The sequence below is a fragment of the Marinobacter sp. C7 genome, from assembly GCF_022343555.1.
Taxonomy (GTDB): Bacteria; Pseudomonadota; Gammaproteobacteria; order Pseudomonadales; family Oleiphilaceae; genus Marinobacter.
Genome location: NZ_JAKQZH010000001.1, coordinates 676006 through 696888 on the forward strand (window position 1 = coordinate 676006; position 20883 = coordinate 696888).

The window sequence follows — 20883 nt, forward strand, 5'->3', positions numbered from 1 at the left end:
ACTCACTGTTTGTTAGGGATGACGGTCGATGAATAATTCAGCGTTGTTCAAGTTCTATTCCTTCTTCATCGGTCTTGAGTGTTATCACGAGGAACTTCCTGTTTTTCTGCCCAGATTAAATCTGTTCGGTTTATTATCTCGCATAAATAAATGTCAAAACATTTAAATAAAGAAAAATATATGGTTAGGTGGGGCTAAGAATGAAGCTAAAGAATCTATCAAAGTGGAATTTAGATAATAAACTAGAGCCCCTGTTGTTTTTTGCGCAAAGAATGGATGAGCTATTATTTCAGTACAGTCTAGACTCCTATAAGCCCCCTTGTCTGAACTCTCCGTTTTTAGTTAGAGAAGCACTGACTGTTGTTGAAGAGGTTGAAAACGGGGTTTTAGATGAATCAGCCATAAAAACAGTAATAGAGGAATTACGATGGTCTTTGGCTTCAGATTTTGTTGCAAAGAGGGAGATAGGTGTAAATTTTGATTATTTTATTATTGATGTTGATAATGCCAAAGTAAAAGATGTGAAAGTAAGGCTTGAATTGTTGTCCCATAAGCTAAAGCCGCAATCTTATCTTAGGTCAGCATTAATTGCTCTTAAGCAATCAGTTGAAAAAAAGAGAAGAAAAAAGTTGATTTTTTGGCAAGAACTATAGTGACAACCCTGGTTAATTTTGGTGTGTCTAAAATTTATCTTCGATCTCTCGTTCAAGATTATTTCTTTTCTGAGAAAGGTAAAAGGATAGATTCGATTGGGGATCTTGATCAGTTTTTGAATTTTCTTGTGCCTGAACTCAGTGCTTACGACATATGCTTTTCGGTTTCGAAGATTTTTAACCAGGTTTCTGATGTTTCCGATGTTTTTGATATTTTTGTTCTAAAAGATCTTGCCGAGGTCCATAAAGAGTTTCATTCTGATGTCAATTTTGCACTAGGGAAAAATCAAGTTTTTGCCGTTGTACGAGATATAGATGCTTTTGATCCTTACTCTGCATATAGAAGAGCCGAGTCGTACATTGAAAAGATTGCCAATTTGTATGCTCTTTTTCATCACAAGGAGTCTGCGAGTTGGGACAGGACTGCGGCAGTAAAAAATAAAGGCGACGACTCCTTGGAAATTATATCCGTTTACAATAATCCAATACAGAATGGTTTCGATCTTCCGCCATCAAAGGCAGCAAGAGCATTTAATGAGGTGATAAAAAATTTCAGCATGGATAGCAATGAATCCTTTTTTAAGTTTGATAACGTGGTTGATCTCCATGCGCTTGCATCAAGGAGTGACTCTAATACCAGTCAGCTAGTTAATATATGGATCTCTCTTGAAACCTTGACGCCGCCAAGTACGAGTTCATCTAAGATTGTTAATATCACAAAAAAGATAATGCCTTTTTTGATGCTCAATTATACCTCAAGGCTACTCCAAAGAATAAGTGGTGATATCTATAGATGGAATAGCTCTGAGTATAGGAAGTTGATAAAGAAAGTTCGTGTCGATTCTGGTCAAGGTTCGCTCCACAAGATTGCAAAGTTTATTATGCTTCCTGAATATGATTCATTGAGGAAAGAAATGTACAGCAAGCTTGATGATTTCCCCCTATTAAGGTATCGAATTTATTCGCTTAATGATATTTTTAGAGATTCTAAGAAGCTTGTGTCTATGCTGAATACGCACAAAAAGAAGGTTGAGTGGCAGATAAGAAGAATTTATCGAACGAGAAATATGATTGTTCACTCAGGGAAAGCGCCTGCTTACATCGCAATTTTGGTGGAGAATTCCCACGATTACCTTGATCAGATATTGAACGAAATTATGAGGTTGGCTGCTAGGACGAAGGAGTGCTCATCGTTAGACCAAGCATATGAATTTATGTCTATCCAGATGGATCACTATAATCGAGAGTTAGATCAGGTCGAGAGCTTCAATTCGGAAAATTTTTCGGCAGCGTTTCGGAGTTGGTTGTAGGGTGTAAGAGAAAGTCCAGGATAAATTTTTCTGACTTTTTGTTTGATTTAGGGTTGGCGTAAATTTCTAACAACATTTCTAATTCTTCCATTGGAATTTGGTAACCACGCAAGAATAGATTCTGTGTCTCAGAAGCAGGTAGAACCTGATGCCCGCGCGGGCCAGCTTGATTGTACCGGGTATTCCTCACCATATCGTTGATCATAATCTCCAAGCAATGTTCGTCGAGCAGGGTGATTTAGAGTAATATCTGACGAACCTTCAGGAATGAAAACAGGTTGATGAGTTGGCGGTTTTCAGTTTGCTGCTTCGTGACGAATCCTGTGCACTTGGTCGTCCAAGCGAACCACGACCTAATCGCCCTTCGTCGGTTAAGGAAGCGAATGGCTGGTAGGCAAACCCTGTTTGTGAATTTGTTCGGGACGTTGAGAGGTTGTTTGAGGGAGCGGGCGGATAGCCAACGTAAAAAATGGAGGTATGAGAATGAATGTCAAGGATCCAGCAAACACTATTGAAAGACTAACTACTGCTCTTGAGACTATCGCGGTTAGCAAGAGGGGGGCTCGAGAGCGGGCGGAGAGTGCTGCAACCACTATTATGCCGCTCAGGCGTGAGGATTTTCCTAGCAAGGCGCGGCTCCTGTACGACGTCATCGTAGATGAGGCTAACTATACTGATGAGCTCGCGGCTGATGTGCTAAAGGCGGTCTGGGATTTGTACTGGGAGATGACCGACAATAAGCGTTACCGATGATGGATTTTTTATGGCTTAACCCTAAGTTGGACTTAAGGGAATAGTCTGAGCTTGTTCGAGACAAACAACATAGTTGGTGAAATCGGCACGGGGGGTGGTTTCCGGCTAACACTAGGTAAAACGCACAGAACGGATTCTGTGCCAAAAAAGCAAGGAGAAGCTGATGCCTAGACAGGCCAGGGTGATCGTACCCGGTTTTCCTTACCATATTGTTCAACGCGGTCATAATCGCTAGCCGGTTTTCAGGAGAGCTATACTCCCGTTAGCTCTCCAGCCCCTTCTGAGCCTCCCGGGCCCGCTGCCGTAACCGCTTGATGTACTCCGCCCCTGTAGGCTTGTCCGGATCATTGTCCAGCGCACAATCCGCCAGCGTAGCCATCGACTCATCGCTTAAACGAAAGCCCTGTGGAAGAAACCCCGAATACCTCATGCTGTTTTCTTCGATCGAGGCAAACCAAGCCCGGAAAAAATCCGCCTGAGAGGCCCTTGGCCCAGCAGTACCTGCCTCAGTTAACGGGTCAGTCGCATAGATCTCGGTAGAAGCCGCGTCCTGCCCCACTGCCCTTACAACCTGAGATAGCGAGGGCCAGTACTTGCCGTCGTACTGGGCAAACAGTTGCCGGAATTCCGTCCTTGGATACGACTGAAACATATGGTGGTCTTTGGTTGCAGCCTCTGTGGCGGAACATAAATCGTAGACTTCGCCACACGAGAACCCTGTATGATTGTGGAGCACTGATCGTTCATCGAGTAGATTCGCCAGCCGCGACGCGAGCGATGCTATCTCTTCGTTCACATCTTCCAACCGCTTCCGATCTTTCCGTGCCTCAGCATTCTTCTCCGGACACCAGAACGCTGCTGAAGACAGCAACGTCCTCAAAAACGTGGTTAATGCGCGACTGTCATTACCCAGCTTGTCTTCCAGTTCGGCATAAGCCCTCTGAAGTTCCTGGGATCGCATGAGGAGTCGATTAGTAATGGTGTTCTCACTGGCGAGTATTTTGTGTTCCAGATTGTATGAAAGCTCGCCCCTAAGAATGTCTTCGCATTGCCCACGTACCGAGTTGTCAGCTGATCGTTTCATCGCTTTTTCCTTTGTGGTTACTAATACCCGTCACCTTACACTCCCGCCTTAATCCGTTCGGTACCTCAGCACGAGTTTTTGAAAGGGCCTTCAGGTACCTAGGAAAACCGGGACAGATCTATTTTCAGTCCCGGTTTTCCCTAACATTGTCGGCTTTTGAAACCAGGTTGCTAAACCAGCGGTATTGAGTTGAATAGACCTGGCTTTCGGATCGGGTCTTTTCCTGTGCGCTACACTTCCAGACAACAGTTATCTTCTCAACTGTCAGAGTGGGAGAGTCACAATGCAGGACTACGAACTCTATTACTGGGGGCCTGCCCTTTCGCGGTAATTTTATTCAACTTTTTCTGGAGGAGGTTCGGGCGGATTACCGCAAGCTGGATGCCAGCGAGGTCTACCCTGATAAAAACCTGAACATCCAGTACCCCGGGATGGCACCACCCTTTCTTTACGACTGCAGGGCCCAGGTCTGGTTCGCGCAGATGCCGGGCGCATGGACCTGGAGTCCTCTATGAAACCCACCCAATACCGCGGCAGCTCTCTTTCCAGTCCTGATTTTGCAAGCCTGCAGGGTGTCTGGCGTTCCCAGGGTTACGGCACTGTGTTGCTGATCGAGGAAGATTGGTACACCCTTTTTGAAGAAACCAGCATCAGCTGCCTGAAGGTTCATGCGGGCAGTATTGAAGAACTTGGCCACTATTACGACGATTTGGCGGTATCCCCTGGTGGCCAGGCGTTCAGTGCCCATCGGGTAACTGGAGTAGCACGCATCAGATTCCGTCGCCTGAAAGGATTGCCCGCCAGTGTCACTGAAAGTCACAGGCACAGGGCAAAGGATCCGCAATACAACTTTGACGTTTTCTGGCGAACCTTTCACGAGCAATACGCCCTGTTTGAACTCAAGGGTGTGGCCTGGGACCGGGCACATCATGACTATCTTCCCCAGATTAACGCGAACACATCACAGGAAACGCTCTTTGCCATCATGGTTGCGATGCTACGGCCCCTGAAGGATGGCCATATTCGTCTGCATTCACCCTGGGGTCATTACAGCGCAGGTGCCCAGCCGGCGCTCTTCAGGCGGCTGACACAGGAACTTGAAGACGCCAATGATGACCGGGAGCTCACCAGCTACCTGGGCGATCTCAAAGAGTCGGCGCGTGACGTGATCCATGAGGATTATCTCGCAAGCGCCGTTAGCCATGGCGGCAACCGGCTGGTGGAGTGGGGACGCCTTAATGACCTCATCGGTTACCTGAACATCCGGGCCATGGCCGGGCAAAGCGGCAAGTCAGGCAAACCGGCTGTGGATCTCAGTGCGGTCGATAGTGTGATGAAGAGAGTGCTGGCAGATGTTGGCGAGCTCCCCAATCTCGTGGTCGATCTTCGCAATAATGGTGGGGGGTACGATGGTGTCGCACTGCGCTTTTCAGCGTACCTGATGGATCGCAAACGGCTGGCTTTCACCAAGTCAGCCCGTCATGGCAATGGATTCACCGGAAAGCAGTCTGTCTATGTCACGCCTGTCAATGAGACTTACCAGGGCAACCTGTTTGTGCTGACCAGCGAGCTAACGGCCAGTGCCGCAGAAATCTTCGTGCTCTCATTGCTGCAGCATCCCCGTCTCACTCTTATTGGCGAGCCTACCCAGGGCATCCTTTCCGACACGCTCGAGCGCCATCTGCCAAATGGCTGGCACCTGACCTTGTCCAATGAAATCTACCGGGCCTACGACGGTGAGATATACGAAGATGTCGGCATCCCGCCACACATCCGTCTCAAGTACCTTGGCCGAAAAGGGCGCGAGGAAGGCAAAGACCCGATGCTGGAGTGGGTGATTAAGCTGGTCGGCGGTTGATGGTCGAAGTATTAATCACGGGGTTGGCGTTTTGAGGAAAACCGGGACAGATCCATTGCACGGAGTTTTAGGTTTTGGGCCTTCGGAGAAAACTAAATTGAGTTGGAACAGGTCATATTGGTAAAAGCTAACAGCGCCCGACCTCCCTCGGCGGTTCGGTAATAAACAAAAGCGAACATTCTAGTCAGGACTCTGCTCCAGAGCCTCCAAACTATTCACAGCCATTTCATCCAGTATGATTGGTGGAGCAAATTGCGGACTCTGAATGATTACATGGCAGAGAGGGCCATGCTCCGCTAAGCTATTGTTTTATCGATTTATGTGCAGCGCGATGGATGGTTCAAAGTCCATAATCATGACGCAGTCAAATTTTTGCAATGATAAAGCGCGCTGCCTAATTGCTGTTATGCAGAAAATGAGTAGGAGGCTTGCATGCCGAGAAGAATAAGTTCCGCGCAAATGCGCAGCAAGCTCAGGCAAGCACAGAATAAGCAGAAACAGGCTATTGCCAAGTATAACCGTGAGGTCAGGCAGCATAATCAGAAAGTTAAGCAGGCAGTTAATAGATACAATAGCGAAGTAAGAAAACACAATGCGAGGGTCAGGGCCAATCGACAAAAGATCGATTCCGAACTCCGAAAAATGAGGTCGTCTAACTCGTCTCAATACCAGATAGTTAGAACTTCCGCCATGACGCTCAATACTTATTATGAGCGTTTAGATGCTAGAGAGAATGATTTTGAACATTCCAACTTTGGCTATGACTTCTTAGATAGATCAGAGCAAGAAAATGCGAATAGCCTAGCTCTTTCAAACGCACTTGAATCTGACGTTGAGGATAGCGAAGGGCAGCAATTCGATCTCCTTCGCACTGAAATCAACGACATGCTGCAAGAGTTGTCGCCCGAGTTGAGCAATCGCTGGAAGGGAGCCTTATTCTCTTTGAATCCAGAAAACCCGGATGCGGCTCGACATTTCTGCACAAGTGCCCGAGAAGTTTTTGTTCAAATTCTAGACATAAACGCTCCAGATGAGAAAGTGATGGAAAAAGCACCAGATTGCGATAAGACTTCTCAAGGTCAACCAACGCGCAAAGAGAAAATTAAGTATTTGTTGGGGCGTTCCGGAATACTCACAGAGGAAGCTGTCAATTTTGTGGACGAGGATGTCAAAAATGTGCTCAGCCTCTTTCGTGTTTTCAATGATGGCACTCATGGGTCATCCGGGAAATTCGGCATTACAAAGTTGCTATCAATAAAAAATAGGGTTGAAGATGGAATTGCTTACCTTTTTTCAATCTGTCGTCATGCATAACCAATCCATGCACCGGATGCCAAAACCTCCGCTTCGCTGCGGTTCTGTCACCGGTGATGATGATCGTTAGTCAGGGAGTGATTTCGGAGTGTTTTGGAGAACAATTCCAGGAGCAGTCAATTTAGCAGCACTATCCTCGATGCTTCTGCTACTAGTGAAGTTATTCATATTCAATCAGATTTCTGAACCAGTTGACGGCTTTCATGAGCTCGGACTGGTCTTCGAAGCGGTGCTTACGTCGGTATTAGCGAGTTACGTTTTCTACCTGATAGTAGTGCACTTCAAAGAGGTGCGAGAGAAGAAGGCAATCTACCCCTTTGTAACACGGTGGTCGAATCTTGTAGTGCGAGATTGCAGGGTGCAGATTGCCGGCTTCTCTAAGGTGGATCCGACCAAACTCGATTTCCAAACTTTGGAAAAGCAAGACATAGAAGCTGTCTTCGCTAGATTAGAACCTAATGGAGCAGCCCCCTTAGTTTTCTGGGAGGGAGGCCAAGCAAATTGGCTGCAATATTTTGAAAACTACAGGATTAGATCTTTGCGTCACATAGATAAGATCATGACCCAGCTCAAATTTCTTGAAGCCCCGCTGGTGGCTTTGTTGATGAAGGTCCAAGACTCAACACATTTTAGCGCGATCGAAAGCTTGTCGAGAGTCAAATTGAACAACGACAATCTTATGACTTTTGCAGGGGGTTTTTACGAGTATGTACAAGCGTGCCGGAAGTTGGACGGCTATCTGAAAGCCCACGCCATTCACTCGGCTAATGAGTAACAAGGCCAGTCGCCACGACACCTACTACATTTCGGCTTTGCCTAAATTCCGTAGCCGCGCATGCTGGTGGTGCTACTGTCCAAACCGAACGCCCGCTTTGCGACCAAGTTTGAGCTTGGGACCCCCGCCAATCAACTTTTGACACGCCGCGTTAAGTTTTTTGCATGGCCTGCTAGGGCTGAGGAGCCGGTTTTCCGGTTTTAAGTGGGACGAAACCCGGGGTGGAGGTGCAGGTTCCACATCATGCAGGTTTCGATATTTGGCAGACCTGGGAAGATTTTCCAGCCTGCCATCAGTTTAATCTTGGGTGGAAATGACGTGAATATGTCTTAGTTCAAATACGTCCCTATCAGAGAGAACAAGCGAGCCGTCAGAGCGACGCGCTATTGAGGTCAAAAGTCCACAAATACCCAAGGCTCAGATTGAAGCCTTGAGCACTCATAAGCCCTGATTTTATCGCCTATTGCAAGAGTTTCTTCGATCTCATCCAGTCCTTCACTCAATGACTTCCTGTGCGACGGATGGAGTGAAAAAGTAATGTGAGTTCCATCGAACGAAAGGATTCCCTCAGTCAGGTTAATGCTCACTTGGGCATCTGGCTTCTTATTGGCAAAGTTAATAAGAGAAGCGACCTGTTCTTTACCCAGAATAATCGGAGCGACACCATTTTTGATGCAGTTATTGAAAAATATCTCACCAAAGCTTTCCGCGATAATCACACGGATGCCAAAGTCACGAATTGCCCAAACTGCATGCTCGCGAGAGGACCCGCAGCCGAAATTTTTCTTTGAAACCAGAATAGTCCCTCGGTTGTAAGGAGGGATATTCAAAATAAAATTTTGATTTTTCCGTCGTGTTTGTAACGGAGTTTCCGAATCGCCGGGGTCTAAATAGCGTTCGTCATCAAACAAAAAATCGCCATAGCCCGTTTTGTCGAGCATCTTCAAATATTGCTTTGGTAAAATCGCATCGGTGTCTATGTTAGAGCGATCAAGTGGGATTAGCGTCCCTTGAAATTGACTAATTTTGTTCATGTAATCACTCGTATTTGTCTGTGAGTTTTCCGGCGAGGGCTGAATAAGCAGCCAGGCGCGGACTTAAAAGATGTGTGCGCACTTTCTTACCCTGCCTTCCCTCAAAATTCCGGTTAGATGTTGAAGCGCATCGACTGCCTTCTGGGAGATTGTCATCATTCATTCCAAGACACATTGAGCAACCTGGGGAACGCCACTCGAAACCTGCCTGCTGCAAAATCAAGTCAAGCCCTTCTTTTTCAGCTTGCCGACGCACACTTCCAGAGCCTGGAACTACAAGAGCGTAAAGCAAGTTCGGGCTAATCGTACGTCCCTGCACAATTTCAGCCACAATCCTGAGATCCTCAATCCTTGCGTTAGTACAAGATCCAACAAATACGCTGTCGATTTTAAGGTCCCGAAGGGTCTGTCCCCCGTACAAGCCCATGTACTCGAGGGATCTTTCCAACTCTGATGAAGAATCCGTGTTGTTCGAGCATTGTGCCTTTGGGATGGGGGTATCGAGCGTCACCGATGTCTCGGGAGACGTACCCCAAGTGACCTGTGATTCCAGTGAGTCGAGATTAATCTCAATCTCTTTATCGAACTGAGCGTTCTCATCAGATCGAAGGGTCCGCCAGTATTCCAGAGCGCGGTTCAGTTCCGGGAGTTCCCGGACTCTGGGGATGCCCATTAAGTACGATTCAGTTGTCGCGTCATATCCAATAATTCCGGCAGTAGCACCTGCCTCAATACTCATATTACAGATGGTCATCCGACCTTCCATGGACAAGTTTGTGATGGCGTGGCCCATGTACTCCAATGCATAACCTGTCGCACCGGCAGTTCCAATCGTTGAAATCAACTTGAGGATGAGATCTTTCGGAGTGATTGCCTCAGTTGGGGTGCCGGTGAAGCGAACTGCCATTGTTTTGAGTTTTGTAGTCTTTAACGTCTGCGTAGCAAGAACATGTTCGACATTGCTTGAACCAATTCCCATGGCAAGAGTCGCGAATGCGCCATGAGTAGAGGTATGCGAATCGCCGCAAACGATAGTTGTTCCCGGGAGAGTAAAACCGAGTTCTGGGCCGACAACGTGCACGATGCCTTGCTGGTTGTCAGTTAGGTCAATGAGTTTAATATCATGCTTTAAACAGTTTTCGCTTAAACGTTCCACTTGCTTCTTAGCAACAGGATCAACAATCCCTGCCGTCCCTAAGTTTCTGTTACGAGTCGGGACTGCGTGATCGGGGACAGCCAGGCATGAGTCTTTGTTCCAAACGGGGCGAGAATGCATTTGCAAGCCGGAAAATGCTTGAGGCGACGTGACTTCGTGCAGGAGGTGACGATCTATGTACAGATGGGTCTCGTCGATACAGTGGGAGTTCCAAAGTTTGTCATAGAGAGTCTTTGAGGACATGATCATGCTCCCTTTCCAGAGTCCAACCCTTCAAGCAGGTCGAGAGTCTCAGAAAGAGAAAACACGTCACCATACTTAATAGCGATGTCCCGCAGGTTTGATCTGTGAGCTTCTGGGTCTCTGTCGCCTACGGCGCTTTCGATCACTATTGGCGTGTATTCATGTTGAATGGCGTCTACTACGGTGGCACGAACGCAACCACTTGTAGTCAGGCCTGTGACGATCACCCCATCAATTCCAGAGGTTTTAAGGAAAGCATCAAGCTCTGTCTTAAAGAAGGCACTCGCCCATTTTTTCTCGATTACTTTCTCACCGGGGAGTGGCGAAACCCTGTCGTCGATTTCGTGCAATTCTTGTGATCGTTTCAAGCAGTTGAGCTGCGGAATCTTTTCTCTGAAAACCCTTGCTTCGTTGTCACGATCATAAACCACTGTTGTGTACACGATCGGAAGATTAAGCTCTCGAAATTTCCGTAGTACGGCTCGGATGGACTCAACAACTTCGGAGCATTCCGCCCCCAAAGGACTGGAATAGGGGTTAGTGAAGCCCGTGGTTACATCAATAACGATAAGAGCGTACTTCCTGGCAGTTGGAAGTCTTGGGTTGGTCGTAAAGGTCATCCTCAGTCTCCAATCAAAAACGTCGCCAGAGCTGTACTGGCCGGTCTTTGTCATTCTTACGCCTTCTTCTTCGCGAATCAACAGATTGTATACTATGAAATATCGATTGGTTGGGTTTGTCGTCCTACCTTACTGTTTTATTTGCATAAAAATATTTATTTGACACATCGAGTAACCGATAATACGCTGTGATTGTATGCAATAACAACGAAGATGAATTGGAGAGATTGACATGAGTTGCAAAGTAGCAACAGCAGTTGCAGGCGTTTTGCTAAGCGCATCGGCCACCCTCGGCGTTGTAGGCCAGGTTTCAGCAAGCGAGGTCCCTGAGATGAATCTAGCCGTTGCCGGTAATCTGGGCATTACCACCCAGTCGGCACAATTGGAGCGGCCCTTCTGGACACAATCTGTCCCCGAGCTCTTCGATGGGCGCGTCAATGTGAGGTTTCGGCCTTGGAATGAAATGGGCCTAGACGGATCAGAGGTAATCCGTCTGGTAAGTCGTGGCACTCTACAAGCAGGCACTACGCAGCTTGGATTTATCGCTGGAGAAGCTCCGATTGTCGATGGAACCGATCTAGCCGGACTATCTCCTGATATTCAAACTCTCAAATCCGCGGTAAGTGCCTTCGAACCCACGCTCGACGAATACTTCAAGGAAAGCCAAGACGTAAAAGTATTGGGTTACTGGTCCTTCCAAGGTCAAGTCCTGTTTTGCGCCAACAAATTGAACAGTTTGGCAGATCTCGAAGGGCGCAGAATTCGGGTTTCGGGTGCTTCCCAGACAGACTTTATTGAGCATTTCGGAGCCGAAGGTGTGTCGATGGCTTGGGGAGAAGTCCAACAGGCGCTTCAGATGGGCGCTCTGGACTGCGCCATCACGGGATCGCTAGGTGGTTATACCGGTAAATGGCATGAAGCTGCTAACTATATTCATGAGCTCCCAATAAATTGGGGCACATCCGTTATGGTCATGAATCGGGACGCGTGGGATGAGTTGGGGCAGCGGGGCCAAGATCTTCTACAGGCGGAGGTTGATGAGCTTGCAGAGTCAATTTGGGAGCAGAATCTCCGCGAGAACGAGTACGGCATTTCCTGCAATACCGGCGGTGACTGCCCAGTCGGTAAGCCTGCATCAATGACATTGGTTGAAGCGACTGAAAAAGAACTAGATCTGCGTCGAAAAGCTCTGGAAGAAACAGTGCTGCCAAGATGGGCCGAGCGTTGTGGTGAGCAATGTGTTGCTGAATGGAATGAGAGTGTGGGCGAAGTTCTGGACATCCAAGCAAAGATTAAGTGAAAAGGGTGTAAAAAATGACGAACCATTGGAACGAATTGAAAGAATTCGAATTGAGTAAAGAAAATCTGGAAAGGCTATTGAACAACGAGATTCCAGCAATTCGTATTAGAGGGTTTGCTACGGATTCAGAATGCGCATCATTCACTGCTGCGATGAAGAAAGCAAATATCAAAACATACGGAAAAGCCGCGGTTGGTTACATCGGGATGGCGCAAGTGGAATACCGCTGGGACAAAACCAAAGAAGACTATTTTTCAGATGTGAAAGATGCATTCGAAGACCAAAAATTTGTCTTCGACAATTCCTTTGATCCCATGCAGCGGCTGATCGATCGCCTTTCAGAGTGTTGGGATGAATCGGTGGGAATCGCTGAGGAGAGCGGCTTTGGAAAGTATTTCGCCGGAATCATTCGCTTTGCGTCGAAGGGTATTGCCCTTCATGCCGACTATGCGCCATTCAACAGTCCAGGTTATGAAATTGAGAAAATTAATAGCCAGCTCGGATGGAACTTGTTTGTAGAAGTTCCTTCAGGTGGAGGCGTAACGACGGTACATAATAGCCCCTGGAATCCAGAAATGGAGGATGGAAAACCGCCCCAAAGCTATGGTCTGGACCGAAGTGTTGTTGAGGGTGCTGAGACGTTTGATTATTCGCCAGGCAAAGGTGACGTCGTTCTATTCAATAGTAGAAATCCCCATGAGATCTCACCAGGTGTCGACGGAAGTTCAGGAGAAAGGCTCCAAATAGGATCCTTTATTGGGCGAATGTCAGACACGAATAAACTTGTACTCTGGGCTTGAGGTCAAAATATGGATGCTCTCGGCTATAGGTCAAAATTCGCTGTATTGGTTCCATCAACTAATACCACAGTCCAAGCTGAATTCGACGAAATGCGGGTTCGTGGTGTAACCAATCACCTGACCCGAATATCTATTCCCAATATACCGCTCAATAACGATGAGGACTTTAACAAGCTAATTAACCTCATTGAAAGCGCACAAGAGGACGCAATCAACCGAGTGATGTCCTGCGAGCCTGATTACTTTGTAATGGGCATCTCAGCGGAGACCTTTTGGGATGGTTTAGAGGCAAGCCTAAGGCTCAAAAAACAGGTCATGGATTTGACGGGCCTTGGCGTTGCAATGGGTTCGGAAGCATGCCAGGCAGCATTGGAAATACACGGCGCAAAGAAGATCGCGATTATCACACCATACCAGCCTATAGGTGACCGCAACGTTGTTAGATTCTTCAATGAATGTGGATATGAAGTACCAAGAATTAAGGGGCTCAGATGTGAAAGCCCCGTAAAGATTGCCCATGTCCAGCCGGAAACACTGATTGAAGAAATAAAGAACATCGACGGAGATGACATAGACGCTATTGTCCAGGTCGGAACAAATCTTTCAATGGCGAGGGTTGCTGGGGTAGCTGAGGAGTACCTCGGAAAACCAGTTATAGCAATCAATAGCGCAATTTATTGGTACGCCCTACGGCAAAATAAAATTTTGGACCAATTTGACGGGTTCGGACAACTGTTTAGTAAACACTGAAGTGGGATGAATATGAAGTCTTTAAATAATTACACCATGCTAGACCTGACTCATATGTTGTCCGGGCCCTTTGGTGCAATGCTATTAACAGACCTTGGCATGAGCACCATAAAGATAGAAGCCCCGGGAAAAGGGGAAGGTACGAGAAATCTCCTTGCTAAAAGTCCGGAATATTCTTCGCATGGTATGGGTGCTTATTTCCTAACCCTCAATCGAAACAAAAAGAGTGTAGCCCTGGACCTTAAGTCGGCTGAAGGGAAAGAAATTTTTCATGAGCTTGTAAAAAAGGCTGACGTCGTATTGGACAACTTCAGCCCAGGAGTGACTGAACGCTTAGGCATTGATTTTGAGACACTTAAAGAAATTAATCCAAAAATCGTAACATGCTCCATCACAGGGTTCGGACAATCAGGACCTGATTCCAGTAAAACCTCTTTCGATCTAGTCGCTCAAGCAGTTGGTGGCGGCATGTCTATAACCGGCGAAATGGATGGGCGCCCCATTCGCTCCGGTATTCCAATTGGTGACCTAGGTGGTGGAATATATGCAGCTCTTGGAATACTCGCAGCTCTCAACGAAAGAAATAATACGGGCGTAGGGAAACATATCGACATATCAATGGTTGACTGCCAGATTTCCCTATTAAATTACATGGCCACCATGTACCTCATGTCGGGCAAAAATCCCGGGCCAGTAGGGAACGGACATTTTGTTCATGTTCCATACAATACATTCGAGACTGCTACTAAAGATATTGTAATTGCAGTCATATTCGATTCTTTCTGGGATTCGTTGGTAGAAATACTCGGAGATGAGGAACTCAAAGATCCGGAGCTAAAAGCTCAACCTGTGCGATTAAAAAAGAAGGATTGGATTGAGTCCAAGCTTAAGAAGATCCTTTTAACCAAGTCCTGTGAGGATTGGCTTGAACTCCTAGAGGCCAAGCGCATCCCTTGCGCACCCGTTAACGATTTTGAAAGCGCTCTGAATAATCGTCAAGTTCAAGCCAGAAATATGATCGCTGACATTGTCCATGAGGACGGAACTGTCATTCGTGTGCCGGCCAATCCCATCAAGTTCTCAGACGAGAACAAAAACGAAACCGTTCATTATGCCTGGCCTCCAAAAGTTGGAGAAAACACGGTCGAGATCCTGACGACCCTGCTCAACCTATCAGAAGATAGTCTGAGCCGCCTTTCTGAAAAAGGGGTGATTGGGAAATGAGTCAAATCTCTATATGCGACGTTGCATTGCGAGATGGTTTGCAGAGCCAAAAGCAATTTCTAACGTTGCACGAAAAGCTGGAAATCCTTGGCGCAATGGAGCATGCCGGTATTCGGGAGTTTGAGTTGGGAAGTTTTGTACGGCCTGACAAAGTTCCGCAAATGGCTGATACCAAGGACTTATTTCAGTTGGTAAGTGGGAACTCGGAAAGCAAATTTATTGGGCTTGCGCCTAATATGAAAGGCTTTGAGTCCGCACTGGCAGTAGGTGCAAAAAAAATTGCAATGGTTATCACGTGTACTGACACGCTTAGTAGGAAAAACTTTGGGAAAAATGTAGAGCAGGTTATCGATGAAATCGGAAAAGTTCTGGAGGAGGCAACTCGTGTAAATATTGAAGCTCGAGTCTATGTCTCCGGAATTTTCGAATGTCCCTTTGAAGGAGCGGTTTCGACAGATCGTGTAGTCGAGATTGTAAGGCGTGTTGCAGCTCTGTCACCCAGTGAAATCTGTTTGGCTGATACAACGGGAGCTGGGAACCCAAGTGATGCGCAAAGGCTATTCGAAGAGGTATTGCAGGTTTGCGATAGAGAACGAGTGTCTGTTCACCTCCATGATACTCGAGGTATGGCTCTAGCTCTTGCTTGGGTGGCGTTCAAACAAGGGATTAGGAAGTTTGATAGTTCTTTAGGTGGTTTGGGTGGATGCCCATTCGCTCCTGGTGCTTCCGGGAATGTCGCTACCGAAGATCTAGTTGTTATGTTCGAGCAATCGGGTGTGTCAACAGGAATTTCGATAAGTAAATTAATGGACGCAGTAGATTGTCTTGAAAAGTATATAAAGAGGCCAGTTGGTGGAAAGACTGTTAATTGGCTGAAATCACAAGAGAGGAAATAAATGATGGACAGAACGATCGCTAAAACTGAGGGATATCATTCTCACGCCGCAGATATAAAGCCTGAAAGGTTAGCCTCTGTCGAGGGAAAGGAGCCCCAAGGAGACGTGGAAGTCAGGGTCTTGCAAGTAAGTGATGCATTTTTGGTTCTTGAAGTAAAAAGAGCGAAGGGGTTGATCGACCCGATGCATAAACATGACGACCATGAAACCACTGGATACCTGATTAGTGGAAAAATGCGAGTGATCATAGGTGATGAAGAGTTTATTGCGGGCCCAGGAACCTCTTGGATACATCCTCCCGGAGTCTACCACTTCAGCGAAGCGTTAGAGGATTGTTTACAACTGGAAATAAAATCACCGCCGGTCAAAACCTGGGTGTCAAAATAAAATATAGGTTCCAAGAAGGGCTTCGATATGAAACAAGAAAGGCCACACCTAGATTTTCTTCAACGATTTTCTGTTGTTGCTAGTTGGCTAGGTGGCGTAATTGTACTTGCATCTGCTATAGCAATTTCCTTTGATGTGCTTACAAGAAACATACTGGGGAAAACCTACCTACAAAGTTTCGAACTGAGCCAATATGGGTTTGCTATCTCGGTTGCCTTTGGCCTTTCAGCCGGGGTTGTAGGTAGGGATCATATAAGAATTGACGTATTAGCTAACGTCATCCCTAAAAATCTACGACGAATCCTGCATTTTATATCAATATTTTCGCTGGTGATAATATCCGCCCTCTTGGCTTACTTTGCAGTAGAGCTAACCATTGACAGCTACAACCGTGGCGCCCGGTCGCCTACTAGTCTAAGACTGCATACCTGGATTCCACAAGCAGTCTGGGCATTGGGGCTTTGTATATTCGCAATGGTAAGTGTTTGGACGTTGATTAAATCCGTCAAGAGCCTTGTTAGAAAAGACCATAAATCATGCGATTTGCTTATTGGATTTCAGGGCTCTAACGAAAATTAATTTTCAGGTATTAAAAATGATATCAACGACAACATTACTCCTAGCCGTTCTTATCTTGCTGAGTTTGCCGGTCGCAGCTGTGCTAATTTTTACGGGATTGGCTCTTTCAGACCTATATGCGTTTTTTCCATTGATTGATGCTCTGGGCGAAGTTACCTGGAGCGCCAGCACAGAGTTTGTCCTTGTTGCAATCCCTCTGTTCATCATGATGGGAGAGATTCTTCTGAGATCCGGAATAACTGATGAAATGTACGAGTCAGTAAATCTCTGGGTCGGCCGGGTGCCCGGAGGTCTGATGCACACCAATATATTTTCGTGTGCATTGTTTGCGGCCACATCTGGGTCCAGCGTGGCAACCACTGCAACGATGGGTACCGTGACTATCCCCAATATAAAAAAATTCGGATACAAGCCGAGTCTTTTCCTGGGAACGATTGCAGCAGGAGGCACCTTAGGTATCCTCATTCCACCCTCTATCAACATGATCTTATATGGGATCTTGGCTGAGGCTTCAGTATCGACTCTGTACCTGGCAGCTCTTATTCCTGGCCTGATCCTTGGGTTCCTATTCAGTGTTGTTGTATTGATCGCGTGCTTGGTCAGACCAACCTGGAGTGGAGAGCCAGTTCCAAAGAGTACGCTAATGGCTAAGGTTTGGGGCCTAAAAGGAATCTTTATTCCAGTTGCATTGTTTGGCTTGGTTGTTGGATCAATCTACGCGGGCTTGGCAACTCCAACTGAAGCCGCAGCGTTGGGCGTGATCGGCGCTCTCGGAATTTCCTTCTATAAGAAGCGCATGTCACCGAAATGTTTGAGTGAGGTGTTTCAAGCGACGATCAGGACTACATCGCTCGTTATGCTCATTGTCTTGTCGGCATATTTTCTCAACTTTGTCATTACCAATATAGGTTTGACTGATATTTTGACCGAAAAGGTCAGCAGTCTGCGTTGGGATCCCGTATATGTGCTCTTGGCAATCGTAGGGGTTTATATACTACTCGGTTGTTTCATGGAGACTCTCTCGTTGATGATTGCGACCACACCTATTGTCGTTCCCATCATCACGGCGCTTGGATTTGACCCTATATGGTTTGGTGTATTGTTCATGATTCTGTTGGAGACGGCACTGATTACTCCGCCGATTGGTATGAATCTATTTATCGTTCAGTCCGTCAGGGGCGAGGGTAGCTTTAAGGACGTAATATATGGAGCTGTCCCATTCTTGCTCATGATGTTCTTTCTGATTGGCCTACTGATAGCATTTCCAGATATCGCTCTCTGGCTCCCGAGCCTTATTACAAAATAGATTAAGAGACCTGGCTATGAATGAATGCTTCCTTTTCGATGCCGCTATGAGTCCAGCTGGATTTAGATCTCGCTTGGCTCTTAAATTGGCGAATTGGGATTATAAAAGGGTCGAAATGGATCTTGGTCTTTTTGATCAAAAGGCGGATCGATACATTAATATCAATCCCACTGGTCAAGTCCCAACTTTAATAGTAGGGAGCGAGGTAATTTTTGATTCTCACGCAATTGTTGATTCTGTACTCGCTGGCTCAGAAAGGGCCAAATTATTGGATGAAAAATTTGGAAAGATTGGTAGGTCAGAGTTACAAAATATAGAAAGGGCTATATCTCAAATTATGCGTCCGGCAGTTTACGAAACAGTTGGCTGTCAAAGACTTAAATCACGATTTTCATCTTGGCAATCCTTGGAGATTGAGATGCGGGAAAGGGGCGTTTCGGTGGTGTTTTCTGAATTTGCTAAGGATTTATTTTTAAAAGAGCCTGATTTTGAGGTAGTAAGGTCGGTCGTTGAATTACTGAATCCAGCTCTTGAGGAAATCGTAAAAATTATGCCGGACTCCAAGCATGCGAACGAGTATTCCGAGCTCAACTACTTCGATATATGTCTGGCACCGAGGTTGAACGTGATCAACATTCTTGAGCTTGATGCAGAAAAGAGGTTCGAGGCTTATTTGGATAGTTTGAGAAAGAACGATATCTGGAAAGATGTTAGCTCCCAGGATTTCGAAATGAAATTTAGTGAATACAAGGAGGCTCTCTAAATGTCCTCAACAACAGCAGTATTTGATGAAATAAAGAGAAGAATAATTGTTGGAGAAATGGCTCCTGGCGAGCATCTTATTGAATCAAAGTTGGCTGAAGCATTTAATATAAGTCGGACGCCAGTTAGAGAGGCTCTAAGGAGATTGAGCGAGGCTGGGTTAGTTGTTTTATCAAAAAACCAGGGTGTTCGGGTCAGAGAATGGACTAATGAAGAAATTCTTGATTCTTATGAGATAAGGGAGGCATTAGAAACCATCGCTGCTAGGCGGGCTGCAAAAAATATAAATGAAGATCAGATTGATATTTTAAAAAAACTTAATAGTGAAATGTTGTCTTTGTTAGATAAGGATCTTCTGGATATTGAGCGGATTACCGAACTTAATGCCAAATTCCATCAAACCATTGTCGAAGCGGCTTGCAGCTTTAGATTGTCGAAATCTATCAGGAGCGTTGTTGAAATACCGCTTGTTAGAAGGACATTTTCGAAATATTCGACCGCTGAGCTCAAGAGGAGCATGGCACACCACGATGAATTAATTGCAGCGTTTCAAAAACACGATGCGGAGTGGGCGTCATCTGTAATGCGGTGTCACATACGCGCTGCCAGTTACATAGTTATGGACGAGTAATAGATAAAAAAACACAAGGGATTGTTAACCGAAGGAGAGTACCGATGAGAATGAAAAAATATAGTAAGACGAGAACGATTCGCGCTACGGCTTTACTTGGCACCCTCATTATTTCATCGCAGTCACATGCTGTGAGTTTTGATGTTGAGGGCACGGCTGTATCTGTTGGTGGATATGCAAAGCTAGATGCTATTTATGATTTCGATAGCGACCTGGGTTTCAGCGTTCAATTTCCGAGGATCGCGCTAGATGGAGATAACGGCCCGGAGGGTTTCTCTAACCTTCATGCCTTTGAGAGCAGGCTGAATGTTGGCACCTCCACGAATACAGATTTTGGGACGGTACGCACTTTTGTGGAGGGGGACTTCTACGGAGGTGGGGGAGGCACCCTCAGACTTCGTCATGCTTATGGTGAATGGAATGGGATTTTGGCGGGGCAGACCTGGACGAACTTCGGTGGCTTTATTGGTCTGACGCCGACGATCGACTTCACCACTCCCACCGGAAATGCGCTTGGACTTAGGCAAGCTCAGATCCGATACACCACGGGTAAGTTCTCGGTTGCGCTCGAAGATCCCGGAAATCTGGGTGGGAATGTCGTAACGAGCGGACTTGGGCCTGCAAAGAGTACTTTTCCAGACCTAACCGCTCGATATGAAACAGGGTTTGGAGCGCTTCGAGTTGGTACTTCTACTGTCCTGCGTCAGCTCGAGTACTACAATTCGGCTTCCGACGATGAGCAAACAAAGTTTGGGTGGGGTTTTCATTTGGAAGGTGCTTACGACATTTCCGATGCGCTCACAGTACGGGCTAGCATCGTTCACGGCGATGGAATTGGTGGCTATATCAACGTTGGCCCTAACCCACCGGCTTATGTAGACGAGACAAATAATGAGGTTGAAACCATTACTAGCTCCGGCGTGATGATCGGTGCGACGTATAAGGTAGGACCCGGAGCAGTGAATATTGTCGCAAGTGAAGCAAGGGCTGACTTGGATGATGCCGTCCAGAATAGCTCCAGTTTCGATGGAAGCTCTAACGAGCAGTATCGCAGCTACTACGCAAACTACATCTGGAATGCTGCGCCGAAGGTAACATTTGGCTTTGAGCTTGGCCGCCATAGTCGTGAAGTGTACGACGGTAGAGATGGTGCTGCCGTGCGTGTTCAAGCGATGGCGAAATATAGTTTTTGATCTGATTTGAGCGTTGTGTTGTCCGCAACTTGCCCCTACCCAGGGGCCTTTGCCCCCATCTAGGGGGCCTTTTTGTTTTGGCTTATTTCAAAAGAAGATAGTCAAGTTACTGATCATATGTATACATACCTGTTTCAGTTACACCGCTGATTAGAGTTTTCCGCCTGTTGGTGTTCCGCCAAACGCAAAACATGCTCACAAAAAGACCGACCTCGGACCCTCGGTTGACCCTTCTGACTTTTTGCCAATTTAAGT

General features: G+C 46.5%; 21 protein-coding genes. 17 read left to right on the forward strand and 4 right to left on the reverse strand.

The features are described 5' to 3' along the window. Positions 1-200 precede the first annotated feature (200 nt). The 3 genes from MD273_RS03060 (at position 201) to MD273_RS03070 (ending at position 2716) form a co-directional block, all read left to right on the forward strand. On the forward strand, positions 201-653 hold the full coding sequence (locus MD273_RS03060; protein WP_239036295.1) for a hypothetical protein: 453 nt from the start codon (positions 201-203) through the stop codon (positions 651-653). Next, positions 653-1963 (forward strand): hypothetical protein, encoded by a 1311-nt coding sequence (locus tag MD273_RS03065; RefSeq protein WP_239036296.1) that lies wholly within the window; start codon positions 653-655, stop codon positions 1961-1963. The genes MD273_RS03060 and MD273_RS03065 overlap by 1 nt, the downstream gene beginning before the upstream one ends. Before the next feature lie 483 nt (positions 1964-2446). Further along, entirely contained in the window at positions 2447-2716 is a 270-nt protein-coding gene (locus tag MD273_RS03070) for a hypothetical protein (protein ID WP_239036297.1), read from the forward strand. Between the two features lie 262 nt (positions 2717-2978). Here the strand turns inward: MD273_RS03070 and MD273_RS03075 are convergent, their stop codons facing one another. Further along, entirely contained in the window at positions 2979-3800 is an 822-nt protein-coding gene (locus tag MD273_RS03075) for a hypothetical protein (protein ID WP_239036298.1), read from the reverse strand. A gap of 511 nt (positions 3801-4311) precedes the next feature. Here MD273_RS03075 and MD273_RS03080 point away from each other — a divergent pair. From MD273_RS03080 to MD273_RS03090, 3 genes are all read left to right on the forward strand, one after another. Continuing rightward, on the forward strand, positions 4312-5658 hold the full coding sequence (locus MD273_RS03080) for a S41 family peptidase (protein ID WP_239036299.1): 1347 nt from the start codon (positions 4312-4314) through the stop codon (positions 5656-5658). 432 nt (positions 5659-6090) lie between these two features. Next, the gene (locus tag MD273_RS03085) at positions 6091-6972 is read left to right on the forward strand and encodes a pPIWI-associating nuclease domain-containing protein (protein WP_239036300.1); all 882 of its coding nucleotides are present in this window, start codon (positions 6091-6093) and stop codon (positions 6970-6972) included. Positions 6973-7060: 88 nt separating this feature from the next. Continuing rightward, positions 7061-7747: a hypothetical protein gene (locus MD273_RS03090; RefSeq protein WP_239036301.1), complete on the forward strand. Its 687-nt coding sequence runs from the start codon at positions 7061-7063 to the stop codon at positions 7745-7747. A 392-nt stretch (positions 7748-8139) separates the two neighbouring features. Here MD273_RS03090 and leuD read toward each other — a convergent pair whose 3' ends face one another. From leuD to MD273_RS03105, 3 genes are read right to left on the reverse strand one after another with little or no spacing between them, the layout of a single operon-like run. Next, positions 8140-8781, reverse strand: a complete 642-nt coding sequence (gene leuD / locus MD273_RS03095; RefSeq protein WP_239036302.1) for a 3-isopropylmalate dehydratase small subunit — start codon at positions 8779-8781, stop codon at positions 8140-8142. A 4-nt stretch (positions 8782-8785) separates the two neighbouring features. Beyond that, a complete protein-coding gene (gene leuC, locus MD273_RS03100) occupies positions 8786-10180 on the reverse strand; it encodes a 3-isopropylmalate dehydratase large subunit (protein ID WP_239036303.1) in 1395 nt (464 codons plus the stop codon). Positions 10181-10182: 2 nt separating this feature from the next. Next, positions 10183-10854, reverse strand: a complete 672-nt coding sequence (locus tag MD273_RS03105) for an isochorismatase family protein (protein WP_239036304.1) — start codon at positions 10852-10854, stop codon at positions 10183-10185. 178 nt (positions 10855-11032) lie between these two features. Between MD273_RS03105 and MD273_RS03110 the strand changes: the two genes are divergently transcribed. The 11 genes from MD273_RS03110 to MD273_RS03160 are packed head-to-tail and all read left to right on the forward strand — an operon-like array spanning position 11033 to position 20628. Beyond that, positions 11033-12100 carry a TRAP transporter substrate-binding protein gene (locus MD273_RS03110; RefSeq protein ID WP_239036305.1) on the forward strand — a complete coding sequence of 356 codons (1068 nt, stop codon included), beginning with the start codon at positions 11033-11035 and terminating at the stop codon, positions 12098-12100. 14 nt (positions 12101-12114) lie between these two features. Continuing rightward, complete coding sequence (locus tag MD273_RS03115) at positions 12115-12900, forward strand: 2OG-Fe(II)-dependent halogenase WelO5 family protein (RefSeq protein WP_239036306.1); 786 nt, start codon at positions 12115-12117, stop codon at positions 12898-12900. Between the two features lie 9 nt (positions 12901-12909). Continuing rightward, positions 12910-13650, forward strand: coding sequence for a maleate cis-trans isomerase family protein (locus MD273_RS03120; protein ID WP_239036307.1), 741 nt, complete (start codon positions 12910-12912; stop codon positions 13648-13650). Positions 13651-13656: 6 nt separating this feature from the next. Further along, positions 13657-14874: a CaiB/BaiF CoA transferase family protein gene (locus tag MD273_RS03125; RefSeq protein WP_239036308.1), complete on the forward strand. Its 1218-nt coding sequence runs from the start codon at positions 13657-13659 to the stop codon at positions 14872-14874. Continuing rightward, positions 14871-15770, forward strand: a complete 900-nt coding sequence (locus MD273_RS03130; protein WP_239036309.1) for a hydroxymethylglutaryl-CoA lyase — start codon at positions 14871-14873, stop codon at positions 15768-15770. The genes MD273_RS03125 and MD273_RS03130 overlap by 4 nt, the downstream gene beginning before the upstream one ends. 3 nt (positions 15771-15773) lie before the next feature. Beyond that, complete coding sequence (locus MD273_RS03135; RefSeq protein WP_239036310.1) at positions 15774-16157, forward strand: cupin domain-containing protein; 384 nt, start codon at positions 15774-15776, stop codon at positions 16155-16157. Positions 16158-16184: 27 nt separating this feature from the next. Beyond that, on the forward strand, positions 16185-16736 hold the full coding sequence (locus tag MD273_RS03140; protein ID WP_239036311.1) for a TRAP transporter small permease: 552 nt from the start codon (positions 16185-16187) through the stop codon (positions 16734-16736). 16 nt (positions 16737-16752) lie between these two features. Beyond that, positions 16753-18042: a TRAP transporter large permease gene (locus MD273_RS03145; protein ID WP_239036312.1), complete on the forward strand. Its 1290-nt coding sequence runs from the start codon at positions 16753-16755 to the stop codon at positions 18040-18042. Between the two features lie 16 nt (positions 18043-18058). Continuing rightward, positions 18059-18805 carry a glutathione S-transferase family protein gene (locus tag MD273_RS03150; protein WP_239036313.1) on the forward strand — a complete coding sequence of 249 codons (747 nt, stop codon included), beginning with the start codon at positions 18059-18061 and terminating at the stop codon, positions 18803-18805. Further along, positions 18806-19435: a GntR family transcriptional regulator gene (locus tag MD273_RS03155; protein ID WP_239036314.1), complete on the forward strand. Its 630-nt coding sequence runs from the start codon at positions 18806-18808 to the stop codon at positions 19433-19435. It begins immediately after the preceding gene. A 44-nt stretch (positions 19436-19479) separates the two neighbouring features. Next, positions 19480-20628 (forward strand): DcaP family trimeric outer membrane transporter, encoded by a 1149-nt coding sequence (locus tag MD273_RS03160; protein WP_239036315.1) that lies wholly within the window; start codon positions 19480-19482, stop codon positions 20626-20628. Positions 20629-20883: the final 255 nt, after the last annotated feature.